This window comes from Streptomyces sp. NBC_01463, assembly GCA_036227345.1.
Taxonomy (GTDB): Bacteria; Actinomycetota; Actinomycetes; order Streptomycetales; family Streptomycetaceae; genus Streptomyces.
In genome coordinates, this window is the sequence record CP109468.1 from 8662934 (window position 1) to 8686623 (window position 23690).

At 69.2% G+C, this 23690-nt stretch carries 21 protein-coding genes; 17 read left to right on the plus strand and 4 right to left on the minus strand.

Annotated features, from left to right (window positions below):
- Nucleotides 1-22: 22 nt before the first annotated feature.
- The 6 genes from OG521_38045 (at nt 23) to OG521_38070 (ending at nt 8589) form a co-directional block, all read left to right on the plus strand.
- Nucleotides 23-1339: an extracellular solute-binding protein gene (locus OG521_38045; protein WUW26259.1), complete on the plus strand. Its 1317-nt coding sequence runs from the start codon at nt 23-25 to the stop codon at nt 1337-1339.
- On the plus strand, nt 1336-2277 hold the full coding sequence (locus OG521_38050) for a sugar ABC transporter permease (protein WUW26260.1): 942 nt from the start codon (nt 1336-1338) through the stop codon (nt 2275-2277). Before OG521_38045 ends, OG521_38050 begins: the two co-directional genes overlap by 4 nt.
- A complete protein-coding gene (locus OG521_38055; GenBank protein WUW26261.1) occupies nt 2274-3110 on the plus strand; it encodes a carbohydrate ABC transporter permease in 837 nt (278 codons plus the stop codon). Before OG521_38050 ends, OG521_38055 begins: the two co-directional genes overlap by 4 nt.
- A gap of 65 nt (nt 3111-3175) precedes the next feature.
- Complete coding sequence (locus OG521_38060) at nt 3176-4348, plus strand: glycoside hydrolase family 76 protein (protein ID WUW26262.1); 1173 nt, start codon at nt 3176-3178, stop codon at nt 4346-4348.
- 73 nt (nt 4349-4421) lie between these two features.
- Nucleotides 4422-7511 (plus strand): alpha-mannosidase, encoded by a 3090-nt coding sequence (locus OG521_38065; protein WUW26263.1) that lies wholly within the window; start codon nt 4422-4424, stop codon nt 7509-7511.
- 742 nt (nt 7512-8253) lie between these two features.
- Nucleotides 8254-8589 carry a helix-turn-helix domain-containing protein gene (locus tag OG521_38070; protein ID WUW26264.1) on the plus strand — a complete coding sequence of 112 codons (336 nt, stop codon included), beginning with the start codon at nt 8254-8256 and terminating at the stop codon, nt 8587-8589.
- Between the two features lie 187 nt (nt 8590-8776).
- On the opposite strand, the gene OG521_38075 is transcribed toward OG521_38070, so the two are convergent.
- Nucleotides 8777-10087 carry a serine/threonine-protein phosphatase gene (locus OG521_38075; protein WUW26265.1) on the minus strand — a complete coding sequence of 437 codons (1311 nt, stop codon included), beginning with the start codon at nt 10085-10087 and terminating at the stop codon, nt 8777-8779.
- Between the two features lie 289 nt (nt 10088-10376).
- A complete protein-coding gene (locus tag OG521_38080; GenBank protein ID WUW26266.1) occupies nt 10377-11249 on the minus strand; it encodes a DUF2236 domain-containing protein in 873 nt (290 codons plus the stop codon).
- A 241-nt stretch (nt 11250-11490) separates the two neighbouring features.
- On the opposite strand from OG521_38080, the gene OG521_38085 reads away from it, so the two are divergent.
- Entirely contained in the window at nt 11491-11871 is a 381-nt protein-coding gene (locus OG521_38085) for a VOC family protein (protein WUW26267.1), read from the plus strand.
- Nucleotides 11872-12065: 194 nt separating this feature from the next.
- Here the strand turns inward: OG521_38085 and OG521_38090 are convergent, their stop codons facing one another.
- Together OG521_38090 and OG521_38095 are read right to left on the minus strand one after the other, a co-directional pair.
- Complete coding sequence (locus OG521_38090; protein ID WUW26268.1) at nt 12066-12305, minus strand: DUF5133 domain-containing protein; 240 nt, start codon at nt 12303-12305, stop codon at nt 12066-12068.
- A gap of 156 nt (nt 12306-12461) precedes the next feature.
- The gene (locus tag OG521_38095) at nt 12462-12722 is read right to left on the minus strand and encodes a hypothetical protein (GenBank protein ID WUW26269.1); all 261 of its coding nucleotides are present in this window, start codon (nt 12720-12722) and stop codon (nt 12462-12464) included.
- Between the two features lie 573 nt (nt 12723-13295).
- Between OG521_38095 and OG521_38100 the strand changes: the two genes are divergently transcribed.
- The 10 genes from OG521_38100 to OG521_38145 all read left to right on the plus strand — a co-directional run bounded on the left by OG521_38100 (nt 13296) and on the right by OG521_38145 (nt 23683).
- A complete protein-coding gene (locus OG521_38100; GenBank protein WUW26270.1) occupies nt 13296-15206 on the plus strand; it encodes an NAD-binding lipoprotein in 1911 nt (636 codons plus the stop codon).
- 58 nt (nt 15207-15264) lie between these two features.
- Nucleotides 15265-16578: an ATP-grasp domain-containing protein gene (locus tag OG521_38105; protein WUW26271.1), complete on the plus strand. Its 1314-nt coding sequence runs from the start codon at nt 15265-15267 to the stop codon at nt 16576-16578.
- Nucleotides 16579-16613: 35 nt separating this feature from the next.
- Nucleotides 16614-18662 carry a CocE/NonD family hydrolase gene (locus OG521_38110; protein WUW26272.1) on the plus strand — a complete coding sequence of 683 codons (2049 nt, stop codon included), beginning with the start codon at nt 16614-16616 and terminating at the stop codon, nt 18660-18662.
- Between the two features lie 209 nt (nt 18663-18871).
- A complete protein-coding gene (locus OG521_38115; protein ID WUW26273.1) occupies nt 18872-19840 on the plus strand; it encodes an LLM class F420-dependent oxidoreductase in 969 nt (322 codons plus the stop codon).
- A gap of 13 nt (nt 19841-19853) precedes the next feature.
- Complete coding sequence (locus OG521_38120; protein WUW26274.1) at nt 19854-20525, plus strand: HAD family hydrolase; 672 nt, start codon at nt 19854-19856, stop codon at nt 20523-20525.
- Nucleotides 20526-20734: 209 nt separating this feature from the next.
- The gene (locus OG521_38125) at nt 20735-21523 is read left to right on the plus strand and encodes a hypothetical protein (protein ID WUW26275.1); all 789 of its coding nucleotides are present in this window, start codon (nt 20735-20737) and stop codon (nt 21521-21523) included.
- Nucleotides 21524-21855: 332 nt separating this feature from the next.
- Nucleotides 21856-22179 carry a gas vesicle protein gene (locus OG521_38130; GenBank protein WUW26276.1) on the plus strand — a complete coding sequence of 108 codons (324 nt, stop codon included), beginning with the start codon at nt 21856-21858 and terminating at the stop codon, nt 22177-22179.
- A 34-nt stretch (nt 22180-22213) separates the two neighbouring features.
- The gene (locus OG521_38135) at nt 22214-22669 is read left to right on the plus strand and encodes a gas vesicle structural protein GvpA (GenBank protein ID WUW26277.1); all 456 of its coding nucleotides are present in this window, start codon (nt 22214-22216) and stop codon (nt 22667-22669) included.
- Between the two features lie 2 nt (nt 22670-22671).
- Nucleotides 22672-23427, plus strand: a complete 756-nt coding sequence (locus OG521_38140; GenBank protein WUW26278.1) for a GvpL/GvpF family gas vesicle protein — start codon at nt 22672-22674, stop codon at nt 23425-23427.
- Nucleotide 23428: 1 nt separating this feature from the next.
- A complete protein-coding gene (locus tag OG521_38145) occupies nt 23429-23683 on the plus strand; it encodes a gas vesicle protein GvpG (protein WUW26279.1) in 255 nt (84 codons plus the stop codon).
- Nucleotides 23684-23690: the final 7 nt, after the last annotated feature.

The window sequence follows — 23690 nt, forward strand, 5'->3', positions numbered from 1 at the left end:
GGATCCAGAGGGAAGTGAACCCATGAGATCAACCGGCGAGACGACAGAGCAGTCGTCTCCCCCGCTCCGCCGCCGCACCCTGCTGGCGGGCCTCGGGGCCGGCGCGGCGGCCGCGCTGACCGGCGGATGCGCGCGGGGCGACAGCACGGCCTCGATACCGGGCACGACGTCACTGGCCAACGACAACGCGACCTGGGACGCGGGATACGTGTCGGCCGGGCGCGAGCTCAAGAAGCTCACCGGGTACGCGCTGCGCCCGCTGTCGAACCCGAACCCCACCGCCTACACCCAGGTCACGCAGATCTCGCTGCAGACCACGAAGGCGACGGACCTGATCAAGTGGCAGTCGGGCTACAACCTCAAACAGCTCGCCCGCACCGGCAGCCTCAGTGACCTGACGCAGATGTGGGACGCCTACGAGCGCGAGGGCTGGGTGACCCGGACCCTCCGCGACGCGATGTCCTACCGGGGCGCCGTGTACGGGGTGCCCCTCTACCAGTCGTACTACGTGCTGTTCTACAACACGCAGGTGTTCGACCGGCACGGGCTGCGGGCGCCGGAGACGTGGGAGGAACTGCTCCACACCGCCGAGGTGCTCAAGAAGGCCGGCATCACACCCTTCGTCGCCACGCAGAGCGGCAACTGGCCCGCGTACGAATGGTTCGAGGAGCTCATCAGCAAGGTCGACCCGGTCTTCTACGCCGATCTGATCGCGGGCCGCGCGAAGTACACCGATCCGCAGGCGCACAAGGCCATGCAGATCTGGCAGGACTTCATGAAGAAGGGCTGGACGACTCCGGCCGACTTCGACCAGAACAACGGCCCGGCCGCGCTGAAGACCGGCAAGGTCGGCATGTTCCTGCACGGCTCCTGGCAGTCGCAGGGTCTCGCCGCGGCGGGGATGAAGCCGGGCGAGGACTTCGACGCCTTCGTCCTGCCCCCGGTCGACGCCTCCACCAAGCGGTCCGTGATCACCGAGGCGGGCGTGCTGGCCGTTCCGGAGAAGGCGGTGTCGCACGACGCCGCCATGGCCAACGCGGCCCACTGGCTGCACCCCTCGGTCCAGCGGGTGTGGACGGACTTCCTCCAGGACGGCTCGGCCAACCCGAAGGCGGTCACCGCCAATCCGGTGCTCGCCCGCATCAGGAAGCAGGCCCTGCGCGAGCACTGGACCGAGCTCCCCCGGTACGGACAGTCCGGGCCTCCCAACCTCATCCAGGGGAACACCGACGACCTGGGAGCCTTCATGACGCAGGCCATGTCACCCGAGGCGACGCTGCGCAGCATGGCGAGCCGGGCCTCCAAGGAGTGGGCCGCCTGGAACAAGGACGAATCATGACATCGGCTCTCGACAGGCGCCCCACGACGGCCGCCGCACCCGTGCCACCGCCCGCACCCCCGGTCCGCAGGCCTCCGCGCAGGACGAAGGACAGGCTGGCCGGAGCCGGATTCCTGGCACCCGCCGTCCTGCTCGTCGCGGCCCTGCTCCTCACCCCGTTCGCGGTGACGCTGTACCGCGGCTTCTTCAGCGACGGCCGGGTCTCCTCCTTCACCTGGTTCACCAACTACGGCCTCTTCCTCAGCGATCCGGTTCTCGCGAAGTCCATAGAGAACACGCTCATGTGGGTGGTCGGCACGGTCGCCCTGCCGCTGGTCCTGGGCCTGGGCATCGCGGTCATGACCAACCAGTCCGGCTGGTCCCGGGTGGCGCGCCTGCTCGTGGTCCTGCCTTACGCGATCTCCGGCTCCGCCGTGGCCGTCGTGTGGAACTTCATCCTCACGACGGACGGCGCGGCGAACCAGGCACTCCAGGCGCTCGGTCTCGGCTCCTTCGCCCAGGGCTGGCTGCTCGAATGGCCGGGCAACACCCTGGTCATGATCGTCGCCAACACCTGGCAGTCCACCGGTGTGGCGGTGATCCTCTTCCTGGTCGGTCTCCAGACCATCCCCCCGGAGACCCTGGAGGCGGCGTCGCTCGACGGAGCCGACGGCCTGCGGAAGTTCTGGTACGTCGTCATGCCCCAGCTGCGGACCGTCTCCGTGATCGTCGTCGGCAGCAGCCTGGTCAACGGACTGAAGTCGTTCGACCTGATCTGGGTGCTGACCCAGGGCGGCCCCGGCCGCAACTCCGAGACGCTCGCGGTCTCGATGTACCAGGAGACGTTCCTCGCGCTGCGCCCCGGCGCCGGCGCGGCGGTCGCCGTCGTCCTCACCGTCATCGTGCTGCTGGCCTCCTGGCTGTACCTGCGGCGCCAGCTCACCCCGAAAGGCGCATGAGCATGTCCATCCGCCGCATTTCCGCCGGCACCGCCGTCCGCAACACGGTCCTGGTGCTCGTCTCCCTCCTCTGGGCCGTGCCGACCTGGCTGCTGGTGGTCAACGCACTGGTGCCGGCCGCCGAGTACGGCGGCAGCCCGCACTGGCTGCCGCACGGGGGCTTCGGTCTGTTCGACAACATGTCCCAGGCGTGGACCCGCGCCAGGCTGGGCCCCGCGATGGGCAACAGCCTGCTGTACGCGGTGACCAGCTCGGCCGCGGCCATCGTGGTCGCCACGACCGCGGCGTTCGCCACCGTGATCATGCCGGTGAAGCGCAAGACCCTGTGGTTCTGGCTGATCTACTCGGGCACGCTGCTGCCCCTCCAGGTCTTCCTGCGTCCGCTGTTCCTCGCGTACGCGAGCACCGGCCTCTACGACGCGCAGATCGGTCTGTTCCTGGTCTACGTCGCGGTCGCGATCCCGTTCGCGTACTTCATCATGCGCAACTTCGCCCAGACGCTGCCCGGTGAGGTGATCGAGGCGGCGCGGCTGGACGGCGCGTCCTGGTGGCGGGTGTTCTGGCAGATCCATGTCCCGCTGTCGAAGTCGGCGATGGTCGCCGCGTTCGTCTTCCAGTTCGTCGCCGTCTGGAACGACCTGCTCTTCGGCATCACCCTGTCCACCAGCCGCAACATCCGTCCGGTGATGGCCGCGCTCGCCGAACTCCAGGGCAACTACTCCAACGTCGGACCCCCGGTCGTCCTGGGCGGAGCCCTGCTCGTGTCGCTGCCGACCGTCGTCCTCTTCTTCTCCGCGCAGCGCTTCTTCGTCAGCAGTCTCAAGCTCGGCTGACCTCCGAGGCAGTACGCACCAGTCCCCGCACCGACGCCCCGAGCCGACCCCCGAAAGGCACCCCGGTGAAGATCCCCGCCCGCACCGCCCTCGCGCTGGCCGCCGCCCCCCTGCTGTGCGCCGCGCTGTGCCCCACGCCCGCCGCCGCGCAGCCGGCGGCTGATCCGTGGAAGGACCGCGCGGTCCACACGTACGACGCACTCCAGAAGCACCTGTACCAAGGGGCCGACAACCACGGCCTCTACCAGGAGAAGACCCCGCGCCAGAGCGCCGACAACGCCCACTCCTACCTCTGGCCGATGCGTGAGGCGGCGGCCGCGACGGTCGATATGGCCGCCCTTCCCGGCGCGGGCGACACCTACGGGGCGGACGCGGCCGAGCGTTTCGCGACCCTGGAGCTCTACTTCGAGCCCCGCGACGGCCGGCCCGGTTACGACTCGTACCTCCCGGCACCGCTCGGCCAGGGCGGCGACGTCTTCTACGACGACAACTCCGTGGTGGGCCTGTCCCTGCTGGACCAGTACCGATCCACCGGCGACACCACCTACCTCCACCGCGCGGAACTGACCTTCGACATCGTCAGCCGCGGCTGGGACGACGACCCGGCCAAGGAATGCCCCGGCGGGATGGACTGGGTCGACTCCCCGGCCAACACCATGCGTGCCGCCAACGTGACGGGGCTCGCCGCGGAACTCGCCGCCCGGCTCAGCCAGGAGACCCACCGGAGCCGCTACCTGACGAGCGCCCGGACGTGGTACGAGTGGAACTGGTCCTGCCTGCGCGAGTCACCGGGGCTCTACCGCAACAGCCGCGGTGACGACGGCACGGTCGACCCCACGCTGTGGACGTACAACTCCGGCGCCATGATCGGCGCCGCGACGACGCTCTACCGGGTGACCGGGGACCGTTCGTACCTCAAGCGCGCCGTGCAGGACGCGGACGGCTCGCTCGCGTACTGGAAGCAGGGCGAGCGCCTGCACGACCAGCCGGCGATCTTCAACGCGATCTACTTCGACAACCTCCGGATCCTGGCCGGGGCGCACGGGGACGAGGCCTACCGGCAGGTGGAGAAGACCTACGCGGAGCGCACCTGGAAGGAGAACCGGGACCCGTCGAACGGACTCTTCCGCTTCCAGCCCTCCGGCGGCGGCGACTACGACCCGTCGGCCCCCGCCGAAACCCTCGAACAGTCCGCGATGGTGCAGATCTTCGCAGGCCTCGCCACCGACGGCTCCTGACTGCCGGCTTCACCGGCACCCCCTCCCGAACGCACCGAACCGGCACACCACGCCAGAGCGGAGAACCCTCTCCATGCCCCGCCCCGACCTGTCCCGCGCCTCCTGGTGGGACTCCGACATCGCCCGCGACATCCTGCGCGACCGTGGCGTGAGCGCCGCCGGCGTACTCGGCGGACACGCCGTCCGGCTCTCCTGCGAACCTCTGCTGCGCCATGACGGCGACGGCGGACTTCTGCAGTCCGTACGGATACGGGCCGGCCGGCCCGTGACACTGGCCCACGTCACCACCCTGTCCGGCACCGCCGTGCGCAGCGAGGTGATACCCGGTCCGCAGGACAGCGCCCGGCTGCTGGTCCCCGAGGTGGACTCGCCCCTGCCGGTCCTGGTGGAACTGCCCGAGCTGGCGCCGGGCGAGAGCATCGAGGTGCTGCTGACCCCGCAGCGGCACTGGACGCTGCACCTGGTGCAGCACGCCCATCTCGACATCGGCTACACGGACCCGCAGGGGACCGTGCTCGCCGAGGGCCGCAAGTACCTCGACTCACTGCTCGAACTGTGCCGCGCGACGGACGACCGGCCCGACGCCTCGATGTTCCGCTGGGCGGTCGAGGGGTTCTTCAGCTTCGAGAACTGGTCGGCGAACCGTCCGCCGGAGCAGGTCGCCCGGTTCCTGGAGCGGGTACGGGAGGGCCGCATCGAGCTGACCGCGATGCCGTTCAACCTGCACACGGAGACGTGCTCCACCGACGAACTCCACGAACTGCTGCGCCCTGTGCGGGAACTGCGCGAACAGCACGGGATCGACATCACCACGGCCATGCAGACGGACGTCCCGGGACAGGTCGTCGGGCTGCCCGACGTACTCGCCGACAGCGGCATCCGCTATCTCTCGGTGGCCCACAACTGGGCCGGGCGGGCGGTGCCGCACCACACCGGCGGCGGGGCGCTGCCCCGGCTGTTCAGGTGGCAGGCGCCGAGCGGCCGCAGCGTGCTGGTGTGGCGTACCGACACCCCGCACGGGCTGGCGTACATGGAAGGCTCGATCCTGGGGTTCGACGAGTCCTTCGACCGGGTGGACGACCTGCTGCCCCACTACCTGACCGCGCTGGCCACCCACCAGTACCCGCACGAGGGGCGCGGCATCCCCGGGTTCCCGGTCCTGGACGAGGAGTTCAAGGGCGACCCGTACCCCTGGGACATCCTGCACCTGCGGGTGCTCGGAAAGTTCGCGGACAACGGCCCGCCGCGCCGGGTCATCGCGGACACCGTGAACCGGTGGAACGAGGAATGGGCCTTCCCCGTCCTGCGCACCTCGCGCAACGAGGACTTCTTCGCCGATGCGGAAGCCCGCCTCGGCGACCGGCTGGAGACCTTCGAGGGCGACTGGAGCGACTGGTGGGTGGACGGCGTCGGCGCAGGTGCCGTCCCGCTCGCGGCCACCCGTGACGGCCAGGCGGCGCTGGCCGACGCCCAGACGGTCGCCGGGCACGCGGAGATCCTGGGCGCGGCCGCCGCCGGAATCACCGCGTCGGCTCCCGAGGTCTACCGGGCCGCCTCGCTGTTCAACGAGCACACCTGGGGCGGTGGTGACCCCTGGACGCACGGCGATCACGGTCACGCGTCCGGCGAACGGCAGTGGCACTGGAAGTACGCGCAGGCGCTGCGTGCCCACGACGACGCGAAGACGCTCCTCGACGGCGCCGGCGCGGCGCTCGGTGAGCGTCTCTCACCGCGCTCGGGCACCCTCGCCGGCTACTACGTCACCAACACGTGCAGCTGGCGGCGCTCGGAGACGGTCCGGCTGTTCCTCCCCGAGAGCACGGTCCCGCTGGAGGACTCCGTCCTGCTCCTCGACGCCCGCGACGGCTCGCCGCTAGAGCACACCGAGGAGGCCCAGACCAACGAGCTGCACCGGGCCGCCGGCCGTTTCCTGCTGTTCAGGCTGGCGGACGTGCCCGCCCACGGGGCGGTCCGCGTGGACGTCGTCGAGGGGAAGGGGACCACGCCGGCCGTTGCGACCCACGCCGCACAGCCCACGGTGCTGGAGAACGAGTTCCTGCGGGTGAGTGTCGATCTGCGCGCGGCGTGGATCAGCTCCGTCACCGACAAACGGACCGGCAGGGAGCTGGTCCGGCAGGACGCGACGCTCGGCCTCAACGGTTACGTGTACGACGAGTACGCCACCGCCGGCGGCTTCAACCACCAGTCCAGCAAGACCACGGCCAACGAGTCGATGCACCTCCTCGCCTCCCGGGCGGCGGCCCCGCCGGCCGCGCTCGTGGACCGCTTCGCCGACGCCACCGGCGAGACGCTGATCTACGAATGCGCGCCGGCCGGCGCCGACCTGCTGCGGGTGCGCGTCCACCTTCCGCACGGGCAGGCCCGCATCGATCTGGAGAACCGGATCGTGAAGCGGTCGACACTGACCAAGGAGAGCGCGTTCTTCGCGTTCCCCTTCGCCATGCCCCAGCCGGTCGTCCGCATGGAGGCCACCGGCGGCATGACAGGCACGGGGCTGCCGACGGTGCCGGGATCGGCGCAGCACATGCGGGCCGTGCGGCGCTGGGTGAGCTTCGAGGACGAGACCGTGGTCGCCGCCGTGGCCACCCAGGACGCCCCGCTGGTACAGGTGGGCGGGATCGCGATTCCGTACGCGCCCTATCCGCAGTCCCTGGCCCAGGACGAGCCGGGCACCCTCTTCTCCTGGGTGCACAACAACATCTGGGACACCAACTTCCCCTCCGAGCAGGCCTTCGACCACGTGTTCCGCTACAGCGTGGCCGTGGGGCACGCCCCGCACACCACGGGGCCCGAACTCGGCATGCGCACGGCCGCCGCGGGCAGCCGCCCGCTGCTGGCGGTCCGCGCGCTGGGCGAGGACCGCGAGGAGCCGGACGGCTCCTACGAACTGCTGACGGTCGGCGATCCACGCGTGCGCGTCGTGGGACTGACCGTCCCCGCCCCCGGACAGGTGCTGGTCAGGCTCCAGTCCTACGCCCAGGAGCCGGTCGCCTGCCGGATCACCCCCGGCTTCCGCGTCGCGGAGACCTCGGCGGCCGACTACCTCGGCGCAGCCGGTGAGCGCCTGGAGCCCGATGCCGGGGGCGCGACGACCGTCGACGTGCCGACCCTGGGCACGCGGGCGGTGCTGCTGCGCCTCTGACCCTTCGCCGGTCCGGCGAGAACGGCGGGCTGCGAGATCGATGTGACCTGACCGATGTCCGGGTGGGCCGCCTGCGGACCGGTGCACGGATGTCCACCGGCGAATCCCGTGCCGGCCACCTCGACTCAGTGCCCGAGGCTGATTACCTCATGATCGAGCACGCAGAAATCTATGGCGGCGATGATAGACATTGGCTGTCGGCGTCGTTATGGTTTCTCTCGTAGTTCAGAAAGGCAGCAGGGCCAGGCAGCGATGAACTGCCCGGCATCAGCACGTGCCGCACAGGCGGCTGCAGTTCGCAGGACGGTTCGGTGGCGGAGTTCCGGAGCCAGGGTTGTTGCAGGACGGCGACGGGGCTGGCGACCGGACCGGGTGGCCCGCAGTGATCAGGGGCGGCCCTGCAGCAGTGCCCGTGAGTGCGTGCGCAGGCTGCGGACGTGTGCACCGGGAGGTTCGTCAGCCGGTGCAAGTCATCGATCCAGAGGGAAGAACGGAGGAGGCGGGCGCCATCAGGATCGCCCGGGCGGAATGACTGGGCCCGGGTACCGCAGGACATCGATAGTGAGGTGGTCTCCGGTCAAGCAACCGCGATCCCCGTACCCCCGGCACGATCACGTCGGGACATGCGGAAACAGAAGGCCGGCACAGCATTAGAAGGCCGGCAGATGGTGTAGCAGTTCCTTCGGGGCCCTGGTGCCGTACGGCACCAGGGCCCCTCCACGCGTTCCACAGAGAGGTGCAAATGACAGCAGATGACTCGTTCGGCCGTCTCGATGACGACGACTACCCCGCCTACACCATGGGCCGGGCCGCTGAAATGCTCGGCACCACACAGGGCTTCCTCCGCGCCATCGGCGAAGCCCGCCTGATCACCCCGCTCCGCTCCGCGGGCGGCCATCGCCGCTACTCCCGCTACCAACTGCGTATCGCCGCGCGCGCCCGGGAACTCGTCGACCAGGGCACACCCATCGAGGCTGCCTGTCGCATCGTCATCCTCGAGGACCAGTTGGAAGAGGCCCAGCGCATCAACGCCGAGTACCGGGCGGGTGTCAGGCCGCCCGGCACGGCACACGCCTGACCGACGCCTGGCCGGCGCGCCGGCACAGCGCGCCGCTCGCGTTTCCCGGCCGCGGAGAGGCACGTCGACGGCCCGGCCGGCTGACGCGGGCGCGAGGCAAGGGCTCCGGCGCGGTCGCCGGAGCCCTCGACCGGTCAGGAGCCGCTCTCGGCTCCTGCTGCCGGTGGCAGACGGACGCGAACCGCCGTCAGGCGCTGTCGTCGACAGGGGGCTTCTGGACCCATGCGGAGGCGATCTCGTCCGCGGCGACGGCCGGGGGCAGACCCGTCAGCGCCTTCAGCTCGGCCGGCGGGTAGGGAGTCGGACCGTGCCACTCCAGGAGCATGACGGTGGCGTCGTCGTTGAGACGGCCGTGGTGGTAGTCCAAGTGGTGCCCGATCAGCCGCCGTAGGGTCTCCGGGACCGGAAGGCCGTCGGAGTGGTGGCGGATGAGGAAGTCGGTCAGGCCGTCAAGGCCGAACTCCTGCCCCTCCTCGTTGCGTGCTTCGGTGATGCCGTCGGTGTAGAAGAGCAGACGGTCCCCGGGTTCGAGCCGGTCACGGCGCAGGGCACCGCGCACTCCGAGTCCGGTTCCCAGCGGCGGGGCGGGCGGGCAGGACAGATGCACGACGGTGCGGTTGCCGCGGATGATCACCGGAGGATGATGACCGTAGTTCGTCCAGGTCAGTACACCCGTATCGAGGTGAAGGTCGGCCATGATGCTCGTGGCGTAGCGGCTGCCTGCGAATTGCTCGGTCAGTGCCGCACCGACTCCTTCTGCCGTCTGCGAGAGGTCGGCACCCTGGCAACGGTGCACGCGGGCAGCGGCCAGCGCAAGATTGGCCGTCAGCCCGGCAGCAGTGTCATGGCCCATGGCGTCGAAGACGGAAAGATGAATGGTCTCCCCTGCCAGGGCGTAGTCGAAGGCATCTCCACTGACTTGGTAAGCCGGTTCCATGACCGCACTGACCAAGAGCCGATCGGTCGCGAAAGTCCGCGGCGGCATCAGCCGCCACTCCATCTCGGCGGCCACTTTCATTTTCCGGCGGCGTACCAGCCTGGAGTACGAGTCGCTTGTTCCGCTTTTGCTCGCCAGAAGGAGGGCGACAAGGCCGGCGAGCCTGTGCAGGTCGTCGTCCGCTGCGATCCGTGCCCCCGGCTTGCCGACGCGGAGCACCCCCAGACGCTCGGTACCGTCCAGCAAGGGGACCCACCACTGCCCCGTCGTGGAAGCCGAGGCCGGCGTGATTCTTCCCAGCTGGAAGGCCCGCCCGGCCACGGTTCCTTCAACGGCCAGGTCAGTCGGCACGTCAATCCCGTCGGGGCCGGTGTCGACGTTGCCGGCGAGCAGGTACAGCCGCTCCTGACGAAGGTCAGCCAGATAGATGAACACGTGCGGCCAGCCCGCCCGGCCCGCATGTGACGCGACCGTGCCGGGCAACTGCTCCAGGGTCATCAGATGACTCGCAGCGATCAGCTCGCCCAGGACTCGGGCGCGTGCCACTTCCGTGCCGCTCATCAACGACACCTTCCTTAAGGCCCGGAGAAATGCGTCACGACAGACAATAGCCGGGGACCGGACCCTCGACTGATAAGCAGATACGGATTCGAGCGCATGGAGTGGGCTGCGGGCACGTTCGGGAATTCATGTCCGGCACACCATGCCGCCCAATGATTTCCACGTGATGGACTACTCCTGGGCAAGGCTTTCTCGGACTCTTCCGACGCTCGGGAGATATTCTCCGTGCCCGGAGAAACAGGAAGCCGATCGTTTTCGGCGCCGTGCCCCGCCGCGCGGGATTGAGTGATCATCCGGGTGGGCGGGGCGGGGTCATGGCCCAGCGAATCGCTGCGGTCAGCGCTTGCCCCGTCGGCGTCACGCAGGCCTCGGCCATGCCGGGCAGCCGGGGCAGCGACAGCGATGTCCGGGCCCACCGGGGGAGGGCAGCGACGGAGTTCGCGGCGAGGACGGCATAGGGTGCGCGGGCGGCCCAGGGCAGCGGCGGGTGCAGCAGGATGAAGCGTGCTGCCTGGCGTGCTTCCTCCGTCGGGCGCAGCTCACCCCGGTACGCCCCGAGGCGGGCAGCGAGTTCCCTGCGATCGCGTGGAGGGTCGGTGACGCCGAGTGCTTCCGCCACGCGCGCCGTGTCGGCGATGTAGCCGTCGCACCCGGCCGCGTCGAGCGGTTCGAGGCCGTATCGCTGGTGGGCGAACAGGAAGCTTTCGACCTCGGCCACATGCACCCAGCCGAGAAGGTGGGGATCAGCGGCGTGGTAGGACTCTCCGCGCGACGTCGTTCCGCGCACCCGGCCGTGTACGGCACGGACGTGGTCGACGGCCTGCTGTGCGTCGTCCGCTGTTCCGTACGTGGTGACGGCGAGGAAGGTACTGGTGCGCTGGAGCCGGCCCCAGGGGTCACCGCGGTAGCCGGAGTGAGCCTCCACGGCAGCCATGGCCAGCGGGTGCAAGGACTGGAGCAGCAACGCCCGCAGCCCACCGATGAACATGGACGCGTCGCCATGGACGGTGCGAATGGGCCGGTCGGGAGCGAACCAGCGCGAGCCGGGCTCTCCGTGGATACGGGCTCGGTTCCTCGGTCCTGCGGGACCGGCGACCTGGGCGAAGATCGCGTTGCCCAGCCGCTCCCGCAGGCCGGCTGCGGCACGCGTGAACGAGTCCATGAAGCCAGTATGCGCGCTCGGGGGCGCTCCGGGCCGGAGCCCCGGTCGTCGCCGTTCGTGCTCCGGAAGGCGCCGACAGGAGGTCCGGCGTGCCCGGCGTGCCTAGGGGGCCGGGGGCAGCACCCTTCGGATACTCCTCGACGCGTCGCTTCATTCGGCGCGGACCGGGTGTGCGGACCTCGGGTACGGGTAATCGGAACATCGTCCGGTTCCCGGACACTGTGAAAACAGGAGGATGGCCATGGCGGTACCGAAGACGAGCGTGCTGGTGCTGGACTGCGCGGAGCCCAGGGAACTGGCTGACTTCTACGCCATGTTGCTCAATGCCGAAGTCCACGTCAGCAGCGAGCCGGACCTCATTGAGGTCGTGGGCCACTCCGGGGTGCATCTCGCGATCCGCAGGGATCACGGTTACGCGCCCCCGAGTTGGCCGCGCCCCGATGATTCCCAACAGGCTCACCTGCGCATACTGGTGGCACGTGAGGACATCGACGAGGCGGAGCGTGAGGCGGTCGGTCTCGGCGCACGCCCGGTGGACACGAAGAACAACGGGGGCGTTCACGACACGCGCCTCTACTCCGATCCTGCCGGGCACACGTTCACACTGGCCACCCCTGCCTGAGACGCCGGCCAGAACCGGTCTCCCCCTGCGTGCGGGACAGCCCTCAGGAGGAGACATCGGGCCGTTCGGGACCGTGGGCACCGCGTACTGCATGACGAGGAACCGAAAGGCCCCTGCCGCGTAGACGGCCACGCCGGATCGCCGGATCCGTGCCGGCGTCCCCGGCGGCAGCCGGGCCACGAGCGCGAGGCCGGTTAGCGGGCTCCTCCTGTGCTCGGCGCGGTTGCCGTCTCGCGGGCACTCGTCCGAAGGAGCGCGTCGGCCGCGTTCAGGGCCTGTTTCACATCGGTGACGCCAGTCATGACGCACAGTGTGTACGCCGTGTCCTCGCGTCGCCGGACGGTGCCCGGCGTGGAGTGCCGCTCGTCCTCGATCACCGCGTCGGCGTAGCGGGACAACGTGGCACGCATGTCGCCGGGCGTGGGATGCAGCAAGGCCAACTCCTCCTGGTACGGATTCGGGTCCTTCCGGCCGACAGGGGCGGCACGGGTATTGCCCGGGTCGAAGCCCGGCTGTCCCGCTTCAGCGGGATCGCGGTAGGCGAGCGCCCTGGCCGTACGGACGGGGCCCTGTCGTACGCATGCCGCCCGTCACCCGGTCGACTCGTCCGGGGTGGGGTGCTCCGGGTGGACACCGGCGTTGCGCGCTGCGTTGCGGCCCGCTCCGGCCTCATCGGGGTCGGGGCCCTCGGGCTCCGACTCGCCCTCCAGGTGTTCGGAACCCGGCGGGAGAACCACGTCCAGGGCGTCCTCGCCTTCCTGGACCTGCTGGTCGGGTACATCGGCGGGTATCGGCGGGGGACTGGCCTTCGCCCCGGTGTAGGCGGTGCCCTCAGGCCTGCGGTCGGTCATCTCACTGCTCCTGTCGACGCGCGTCCGCCCCCGGTACGGGGCGGCTGGTGCTCCGGCTCGCTTACCCGCTGGTCCCGAGACGACGCATGGATGCCGAGTGCGCTGTCCGGGCAGGGGAGCGAGCCGCAAGACACTCTCCATTCCATGGGGTCCCCACGTGTCGCGCATCCGCTGGCACTGTTCCTGCGGCGGTATCGCCCGCGTGTCCCCGGGTTTCGGCCCCGAGGTTGCCCGGCCCGCCATTTCAGGGATGGACGGCTCCGTCCACGTGCCGAACTTCCTGCTTGTCCCGGCGGAGGCTCCCGCCCGGGGATCAGGGCCGGCTCCTGGCGGACAACGCCGAGCCGTGAGTCACCCGTGCCGCTCGGGCTCCATGAGCGCTTCAGGACCCTCCGGGGCCGGGGCCGGTCCTGATCCCTATCGGATGAAACGACTCCGGATACCCGTGTGGCGGACCAGATGATTCCGCACGCTGCTCCTGTGTACAGGATGATCAAGGATCAGGGCCGGCGCCGGAGCGTGGCCGGCGCCCGTGTGGGAAAGCAGAGACAGCCGCGGAGCGCACCGGCCCGAGTGACGCGCCCGGCGCGGGCGACACCGCCACGGGCTCCGCTGTACGAACGCGCCCGCTACTGGTTCGACAACACGCTGGCGCGGGGCGTGACCGTTCTCATCGGATGGCTTGCCGTCGCGTGCCTGTCCGTCGTGATCCCGGCGAGCGCACTGCTGGTGTGGACGGACGACCGGGCCCCGGACACGACATGGGCGAAGACGGCCGCGGTGTGGCAGAGCGTCGGGCAGACCCTCAGGCTGGGAGGAGAGGTCGGCTCACCGCTGCGCGTGATCCTGTCGGTCCTGCTGGCGCTGATGGCACTGTTCTACGTCTCCACCATCGTCGGCCTCGTCACCACGGCGATCACCGAGGAACTCATCGCCCTGCGGCGTGGCCACTCCACGGTGCTGGAGAGCGGTCACACCGTCGTGCTCGGCTGGTCGGACCAGATCTTCACCGTGGTGGCCGAACTCGTCGCAGCCGACGCCAACCAGCGCCGGGGCGCCATCGCGGTACTGGCCGACCGGGACGTGACCGAGATGGAGGAGGAACTGCGCAGCGAGGTGGGGAGCACCGGCCGGACGAGGATCGTGTGCCGAAACGGACGCCCCACCGATCCGGCCGCGCTCGCCCGAGTCAGCCCGGCCACGGCGGACGTCGTCCTGGTCCTGCCCCGTGACCACCCGGACGAGGACGCGGAGGTCGTCAAGAACCTGCTGGCCCTGCGGACCGCGGTCGACGACGACAGCCGGGTGCGGACCGTGGCGGTGGTGCGGGACACGCGCTACCGTCTCGCCGCCGAACTGGCGGCAGGCCGGGACGCGGTCGTGCTCGAGATCGACGACGTCACCGCCCGGCTCGTGGCCCAGTGCGCCAGACAGCCCGGGCTGTCGCTCGTCTACCAGGAATTACTCGACTTCGCCGGCGACGAGTTCTACGTCGTCGGCGCACCGGACCTGACGGGCCGGGCCTTCGCCGAGGTACTGAGAGCCTGCCCCACGTCCAGCGTGGTCGGGGTCGTACGCCCGGACGGCGCCCTCCGCCTGAACCCGCCGCCCACCTCGGTCCTGGGACCGGGCGACCGGCTTGTCGTGATCGCCCAGGACGACGACACCACGGTCACCACCGACGAACCCGCCGCGTTCGACGAACCGGTGATGGTGAGCAGGGCGCCGGCGGCGGCGCGCCCCGAACGCATCCTCCTCCTGGGATGGAACGGCCGCGCACCACACATCCTCCGTCACCTCTCCCACCACGTCGCGCCCGGCTCCGCCCTCCACGTCGTGGCCCACGGCGACGAGAGCCTGGCAGCAGAGGTGCGCGACGCCGCCGCGCAAAGCCGCCCCGCGCTGACCGTCACCTTCGGTCCGGGCGATCCGACCCTGCCGGGGACGGTGAACGACCTGGACCTCTCCGAGCACGACGGCGTCATCGTCCTCGGCCCCGACCACGGTCCCGGTCACGACTCACCGGACGACCGGACGCTGGTCACGCTGCTGCTCCTGCGCGACCGCGAGCGCACGTCGGGGATCCCGGTCCGGGTCGTCACCGAGATGACCGACGACCGCAACAGAGCCCTCGCCCCCGCCGGCGTCGGCGCCGACTTCATCGTGAGCGGGAAACTGGTCGGCCTTCTGATGGCCCAGATCTCCCAGAACTGGCATCTCGCAGGCCTGTTCGCGGAACTGCTGGCGCCGCAGGGCAACGCGATCCACCTCAAGCCGGCCGGTGACTACGTCCGGGCCGGACGGCGGGCATCCTTCGCCACGGTCGTCGAAGCCGCCTCGCGCCGAGGGGAATGCGCTCTCGGATACCGCAGCCGCGGTCTCGCCCAGGTCGGCGCCGACCACGGAGTGCGGATCAACCCCGCCAAGGCAGAGGTCCGGCACTGGAGCGCGGACGACGAGGTGATCGTGATGGCCGGGCACTGATTCGGTTCGGAGGCTGCGCGGCGGGTACGCGCCGTGAATCCCACGAAAGGACCGCACGGTGTCAGCACAGCGGAAGAACATCTTCGTACTGGGCCTCGACGAGGCGAATCTGCCGACCCTGGAAGCCGTCCCGGAAGCCGATACCTACCAATTCCATCCCCTGTTGAGCATCGGCGAGTTGCAGGAGGGGGAGGTGTCCGTGGCCGATCTCATGAGTCGCGCCCGGGAGATCCTCGACGCGCACGACGGCAGTATCGACGCGATTGTCGGCTACTGGGATTTCCCTGTGAGCACGCTGGTGCCGATGCTCGGCAGAGAGTACGGCACGCGCAGCACGAGCCTCGAGTCGGTCGTCAAGTGTGAGCACAAGTACTGGAGTCGGCTGGAACAGCAGAAGGTGATCGACGAGTACCCGAACTTCGGACGGGTGGATCTGCACAGCGCGGATCCTCAGCCGCCCGATGGGGTGAGTTTTCCCATGTGGCTCAAGCCTGCTCTCGCCTATTCGTCGGAACTGGCATACGGGGTCTCCGACATGGCGGAATTCCGCACCGCCGTGGACAAGATACGGGACGGAATCGGGCGGGTGGGCAGGCCGTTCAATTCGGTACTCGAACTCCTCGAACTTCCGCCGGAGATGGCGGGGGTGGGAGCCGAGGTCTGTCTGGCCGAGGAAGCGATGACCGGCATCCAGGTGGCCGTCGAGGGCTTCGCGTACGACGGGGAGGTCACCGTCTACGGAGTACTGGACTCGATCAACTACCCCGGTTCCCCATGCTTCCTGCGTCACCAGTACCCGAGCGCTCTCCCGCCCTCGGTGATCCAGAAGCTGCACGACGTGAGCGAGCGGGTCATCCGGCAGATAGGCATGGACTCGGCCACGTTCAGCATCGAGTACTTCTACGACCCGAAGACCGGTGACATCTCCCTGCTGGAGATCAACCCCCGGCACTCCCAGTCGCACGCGGAGCTGTTCGACTACGTCGACGGCGCCCCCAACCACCACCGGATGATCAGCCTCGCGCTCGGACGCGACCCCACGTCGCCGAGCGGGCAGGGCCCGTACCGCGTGGCCGCCAAGTGGTACTACCGGTGGTTCGGCGAAGGAACGGTGCACCAGGTGCCCAAACGCGAGGAGCTCGGAGCCATCGAACGAGCGATACCCGGGGTACGCATCGATGTCGTGCCCGCGGAAGGGCAGAAGCTCTCGTCGGTGTCCCAGCAGGACAGCTACAGCTACGAGATCGCCCACATCTTCACCGGCGCCGAAGACGAGGAGGGCATGCGGCGCAAGTTCGACCAGTGCATCGCGGCTCTGGGCCTCACCTTCGACGACACCGCTCCGGGCGGCCGCGACCCGAGCACCGTGTGAACACGCCCCGGACCAGGAAGGAGCACACCATCGGAATGCGACACGTCGACCGACTTCCGCACGCGGTCAAGCAGGAGGACCACGTCACCATCACGATGTCGGACGGGATCCGGCTCTCGGCGAGGATCTGGCGCCCCATCACCTCCGACGAAGAGCCGGTCCCGGCGATCCTGGAAGCCATCCCGTACCGGAAGAACGACCTGACCTCCACCCGCGACGCGATCCATCACCCCTACATCGCCGGGCACGGCTACGCCTGCGTACGCGTCGACCTGCGGGGCACGGGCGAGTCGGAGGGCGTCCTGCTGGACGAATACCTGGAACGAGAACAGTGCGACGCGGAAGAAGTGCTCGCCTGGCTCGCCGAGCAGCCCTGGTGCGACGGGACGACGGGAATGATGGGCATCTCCTGGGGCGCGTTCGCCGCACTTCAGGTCGCCGCCCGGCGGCCACCGAGTCTGGCCGCCATCGTCGTCGCGTCCTTCACCGACGACAGGTACGCAGACGACATGCACTACGTCGGCGGTGCCATGCTGTCCGACAATCTGGCCGAGGCGGGGACCATGTTCGCCTACGCCACCTGCCCTCCCGATCCGGCCGTGGTCGGCGAACGCTGGCGGGACATGTGGCGGGAACGGCTGGACTCCGCGAGCCCGTGGGTCCTCGAGTGGCTTCGCCACCAGCACCGGGACGACTACTGGCGCCATGCGTCGCTCAGTGAGGACTACCGGGCCCTGGGCTGCCCCGTACTCGCCTCCAGCGGCTGGGCGGACGGGTACTCCAACGCGGTCACCCGGCTGCTGAGCCAAGTCGATGTGCCGCGCAAGGGGCTGATCGGCCCCTGGTCGCACACGCTGCCGCACCTCGGTGAACCCGGACCGGCCATCGGATATCTCCAGGAGGTGGTCCGATGGTGGGACCACTGGCTGAAGGGGGCCGACAACGGCGCCATGGACGGGCCCATGATCCGCGCCTGGATGCAGGAGAGCGTGCCTCCCTCCACGTCCTACGAGGAACGCCCGGGCCGCTGGGTGGGGGAGCCTGGCTGGCCCTCTCCCCATGTCCAGGAGGTGGTGTGCCCCCTGCGGGACCACGTGATCGTGAACGACGACGGCAAGCCCGCCCCATCGGGGGAGGCCGAACCGGCGGAACGTGTCCACACGGTTCAGTCACCCCTCTCGGTCGGGCAGTTCGCCGGGAAGTGGGCCTCGTACAACGCCCCACCGGACCTCCCGTACGACCAGCGCGAGGAGGACGGCGGTTCGCTCGTCTTCGAGACGCAGCCGCTCACGGAACGCGTGGAGATCCTCGGCGCTCCCGCGGTGGAGCTCCTGGTGTCCTCGTCCCGGGAATCGGCGCAGGTCGCCGTCCGGCTGTCCGACGTGGCGGCCGACGGCCGGGCGACCAGGGTCACCTACGGCGTGCTCAACCTCGCGCACCGGGCAGGTGACGGTGGTCCCGAACCACTGGAGCCGGGCAGGAAGTACCGCGTCCGCATTCCCCTCAACGGAGTCGCGCAGGCCTTTCCGGCCGGCCATCGCATCCGGCTCTCGCTCTCCACCTCGTACTGGCCGTTGGTCTGGCCGGCACCCGCACCCGCCCTGCTGAGCATTCACGAGAGCGGCAGTTCCCTCACCCTGCCGGTCCGGCCGACGGACACCCCGGAGACCTTGCCCTCCGCACCCTTCGGCGAGCCCGAGGGATGCGCACCACCGGACGTGACCCGGCTGACCGAGCCGGAACAGGCATGGACCGTGTCGAGGAATCTGGTCAACTACCATTCCTCGCTCGACATCGTCAAGGACCGAGGACTCCAGCGGTTCGAGGAGAACGGGATCGAGGTCGGGCTGCGGGCCTGCGAGAAGTACACCTCCGTCGCGGACGACTTCGGATCGGTGACCGGCGAGTCGGCCTGGACCCTGCGGTTCGGGCGCCCCGGATGGGACGTCCGGGTGGAGACCCGAACCGTCCTGACGTCGGACGAGGAGGAGTTCCACGTCGACGCCACGCTGGACGGCTACGAAGACGGCCGCAGGGTCTTCTCCCGTACCTGGAACGAGAGCGTTCCGAGGGTGAACGTCTGAGCCGCGACAGCGGCACCTGAGGGAGATCTGCCGAGCGTCACTCCGATCACGGGGAGCCGCTCGCCGCTTCGCCGGGGCTCCCGGGAGAAGAGGGCCCTCCCGGGAGCCGGATTCTCGCGGAGCCGCCCCCCTCCCAGGGTTGTGGGCCATGTGGGCACTGCTGCCGGGCGGAGGGTTTCGCTTGTCGTGATGGCGGCTAGGCGCCCCGTATGGTGCGAATCGGGTACACAATGATGACCGAGCAGGCCGGTCCACGTGAGCTGGTGTCCCACGTGGTGGGGGCGGAGCGGGCAGGTTTCGACTTCTCTGTCATCTCTGACCACTCGTTTCCCTGGCTGGAATCACAGGGGCACGCGCCGTATGCGTGGAGCGTCCTGGGGGCGGCCGCGCAGGCCACTTCCCGGATCCCGCTCATGACGTACGTGACCTGCCCGACCTTCCGCTACCACCCGGCGGTGGTCGCGCAGAAGGCGGCCACGATGCAGATTCTGTCCCAGGGGCGATTCCGTCTGGGGCTGGGCTCGGGCGAGAACCTCAACGAGCACATCATCGGAGCGGGCTGGCCCGCGGCGCCTGTGCGGCTGGAAAGGCTGGAGGAAGCAGTCGACATCATCCGGCGGATGTTCACAGGGGAGAGCGTGACCCACCACGGAGCCCATTTCGACGTCGAGAACGCGCGGCTCTGGGACCTGCCCGACGAAGTGCCCCCGATCGGGATCGCTGTGTCCGGGCCCCGGTCCTGCGAGCTCGCCGGCCGACAGGGCGACCTCCTGATCGCCACGGAGCCCAAGCCGGAACTACTGGACCGGTTCGACGCACACGGCGGGGTGGGCAAACCGCGCGTCGGCCAGTTGCCCGTCTGCTACGGCACCGATCGAGAAGCCGCGATTGCCCGCGCCCGGGATCAGTTCCGCTGGTCCCTCGGCGGCTGGCATGTCAACTCCGAGCTTCCCAGCCCCTCTTCCTTCGACCAGGCCACGCAGCACATCCGGCACGAGGACGTTGCCGAGGCCATTCCGTGCGGCGACGACGTGGACTCCTTCGTCGACGCGGTACGCCCCTACGCGGCGGCGGGGTTCACCGAGATCGCCCTCGTCCAGATCGGCGGAGACCACCAGGAGAGCTTCCTGGAGTGGGCCGAGGCCGAGCTGCTGCCCGCGCTCCGACGCACCCTGTAAGGACGACACCGGCATGAACCGCGCTGCTCTTTTCGACGTCGACGGCACCCTCACGGACACCAATCACCTCCACGTCACCTCCTGGTGGGAGGCACTCCGGCAGTCCGGCCACCATGTGTCCATGCACGCGATCCACCGGGCCATCGGCCTCCCCGGCCCCGAACTCCTCGGTCACCTCCTGGGCCAGGACCGCGACTCCTCGGACGACGAGCGGCTGAGCGCTGCTCACGACACGCTCTACGCCACGTACTTCGACCGCCTTCCGGCCTTCGATTCGGCCGCGGATCTGCTGCGCACCCTGTCGTCGGCCGGGTGGAAGGTCGTGCTCGTCACCTCGGCCAAGGACAGCGAACTTGCTGCTCTGCGTGTGGCCATCGGAGCCGATGACTCCATCAGCGCCACCGCCACGGCAGACGACGTGGAAAAGGGCAAGCCCGCGCCTGACCCCGTTCGCCAGGCGTTGGAACTGGTGGATGTGGTGCCGGAGCGAGCGGTGTTCATCGGAGACTCCGTCTGGGACATGAAGGCCGCAGTCGGGGCGGGCGTGGCCGTCATCGGCCTGCTGTGCGGGGGAATCTCTCGCGAGGACCTGGAAGAGGCCGGAGCGGACGCCGTGTATCCGGATCCGGCCGGCCTTCTGGCGGGCCTCGACGACAGCCCCTTCTCCAGAGTGCCGTCCGTCTGAACGGGGCCTGATCCGCTACCGCGCCGATCGGCAACGGCCCGGCGAAGAAGCACGGGCCTGAGGGGACGGCCCAAGGACGCCCCGCCGGCCGAAGCCTCCGAGCAGGGACTGACGCGAGGTCAGATGTGCCGCCCCCCGTGTGAACTGCAGCTTTCCGGGAATCGGCTTGAGGACAGGACCCGCAACCGGAGCCGAATCGGAGAACCCTGGTGTTGTACAAGGAAGACCGTGCGCAGCAGATGAGTGACGATCTCGAAGCTGCCATAGGCCACTACATGGTGGCTGTCGCCGCCAGGCTTCTCGACGAAGGCCTCCCGGTTTCCTCCATTTCCTCGTACGGGGCCTATGACGACTCCAGCCAGGACGCGTTCGGTGCGGACGTGGAAGGAAGCGTGGAGTTCACCCGCGCCTTCCGGCGAAAGCTCTTCGGTGACGGGCGAGATGCAGGGCTGCTGTGGTGCGGGGTTTCGGGGTGGTGCTTCTTCTGCATACCCGAGGGGTCCGGCCGGACACTGATGGAGTCCGCTCGGTGGATGGGCGGGGGTTTGACGCCTGACCCTGGCCGAGTGGCCGCGTTCCTCTCCGAGGTTCAATTGGATGCCGCCCTTTCCGGAAGTGACGAGCGACCCTTCTACCGCGCTCCGCACACGGAGCCGGGCGCTCTCCTCCAGCGGCTCGCCGCCTTCAACGACGACAGTGGTGCGGATTCACCGCCTTACGACAGCCGCTTCACCCGCCTTCAGATCGACGCCTGCCAGAAGCGGGCCGTGAGCGCCCTGACCGCCGGGAAGCAGGAGGTCGTCGAGGTGGCGCTGCGCAGTGGGGAACTGCAGGCCCTGCTGGGATTCCTGGAGTACGTCGAGGGGGCTGCGCCGCAGGACGACGCACGGGAGATGGTACGGAGACTGTGCTCGGACCTGTCCTTGAGGGCGCGGGACGGACGGCAGGGGCTCGACGAGCATCGCGAGGCACTCACGTACGCGGAAGAACAGCATTAGCTGGAAGAACAACGTTAGCTGTGGGTGCCACGGGGATGGTCGGCAGCGATGGCCTCGGAGATCGTGAGATCACTCGATGAGGCAAGCCATGCGCCATCACACCATGCACCGAGGTTTCCTTTCGAACGAGCAATAGCCTCCCATTTGTTTCGTGCGACAGCCCCCGCTTTGTTTCGTGCGACAGCCCCCGCCTCGCGAGGCGGGGGCTGTCGCTGTGTGCCCCCGCCCCTGTGTGCCGCTGGAGACCTCGACAGACGCTCCGGTCCTCATACCACGCACTCCGATGGATCCACTCAAGATGCGCGGTCGACAGGAGTGACGAGACTGGCCTTATGGCAGAACAACGTCGCACACACGCCGGGAGCTCGAAGACGGCGACCGCCTCCCGCGCCCGACGACCGGCGCGGGGGCCGGAGCATGCGGCCCGTGCTGCCAGCAAGACCTTGGAGGGGCTGATCGGCCACCCCGCGGAGGGGGTCTCCGCCGTGCGGCGCGAGGACGACGGCTGGTGCGTGGTGGTGGACGTTCTCGAAGTGCCACGGATCCCCGACACCACGAGCCTCCTCGCCTCCTACGAGGTGCAGCTCGACCGCGACGGCGAACTCCTGGAATACCGCAGGGTCCGGCGGTACCGACGTGGTGCAGCCGACGAGTGACTCGCGCTTTGCTCCCTCTTGGAAGGACTCCTCCATGACCGCGACCACCTACTCGGACGAGGTAGTGGCCTGCCCGCCCCGCGCCGGGACGTTGTACGACGTACTGGAGCTCATTCTTGACCGTGGCATGGTCATCGACGTATTCATCCGGGTTTCCCTGGTCGGCATCGAGATTTTGAAGATCGACGCCCGTATCGTTGTCGCGAGTGTGGACACCTACCTCCGCTTCGCGGAGGCGTGCAACCGGCTGGACCTTGAGCGCGATTCCGGCAGCACCACCATTCCCGAGCTGCTCGGTGGCGGTGTGGCCAAGTCCGTGGGGAAGCGCAAGGTGCGGAACGCGGCCGAGTCCGTGGGCGACACCGTACGCAAGGCAGTAGGCGGTGGCGACGACTCGTCCGACGATGAGGACGAGCCGCAGGAGCGGCCGAAGAAGCGACGTGCACCCGCCCGCAGCAGCGAGAGCCGACGACGGCGCGTGGAGGCATGAGCGTGAGCGCAGCGACCGAAGGTGTCTACGTCTACGCGATCCTGCGGGCCGCGACGGCGCTGCCGAAGGACGCGGTCGGCGTCGGATCCCCACCCGCGGTCCTCAGGGTCATCAGGCAGGGCCTCCTGGAGGCGGTCGTCAGCGACGCGCCCCCGAAGCTCCGAGCCCGCCGACGCGATCTGCTGGCACACCAAGACCTCCTGATGCGCCTGTCCGACGACGGGCCGGTGCTCCCCATGCGGTTCGGAATGGTCGCGGCGGACGAACAGTCGGTCCTTGCGCAACTCGCCGCCGGTGAATCCGGTTATGCCGACGTCCTGGACCGGCTCGCGGGCCGCATCGAGATCAACGTCAAGGTCCTTCCCGCGCAGAACGCGCTGAAGGCGCTCGTCGCCGAGGACAAAGGCGTGCGGCAGCTCCGTGCGGCAGCTCGGAGAACCCCGGGCTACGAGGCCAGTCTCCGGCTGGGCGAGGCCATCGCCGGCGCGCTCACCAGGCGTGCGGCCACTGCGGGGCAGCGGATCCTCCGCGAGCTCGCGCCTGCTGCCCGGGCGTCCGTCCCCGGACCGGAGGTCCAGGGGTGCGTGCTGAACGAGTCCTTCCTCGTCGACCGCGCCGAGAGCGAAGCCTTCCTCCAGCGGGCGCAGAGCCTCGGGGCGGAGTTTCGGGAGCATGCGGAGATCCGGCCGGCCGGCCCCCTTCCCTGCTACAGCTTCGTTTCGGCCGAGGCTCGCCCCGTGCTCGTGGGCGGGAAATGACATGGGGCTGATCACCGGACTGCTCACGCTTCCGATCGCGCCGGTACGTGGCGTGGTGTGGGTGGCGGAGAAGCTCAACGACGCTGCCGAGCGCGAGCTGCACGACCCTGCTGTGCTGCGTGCGCAGTTGGCGGTACTCAATCAGGAACTTGAATCCGGAGACATCAGCCTGGAGGAGTTCGAACGCGAAGAGGAACGCTTGCTTGACCGGCTGCACGCCGTACGGGTCGGCCCGGCACAAAGTGATCGAAGGTGACGTGCTC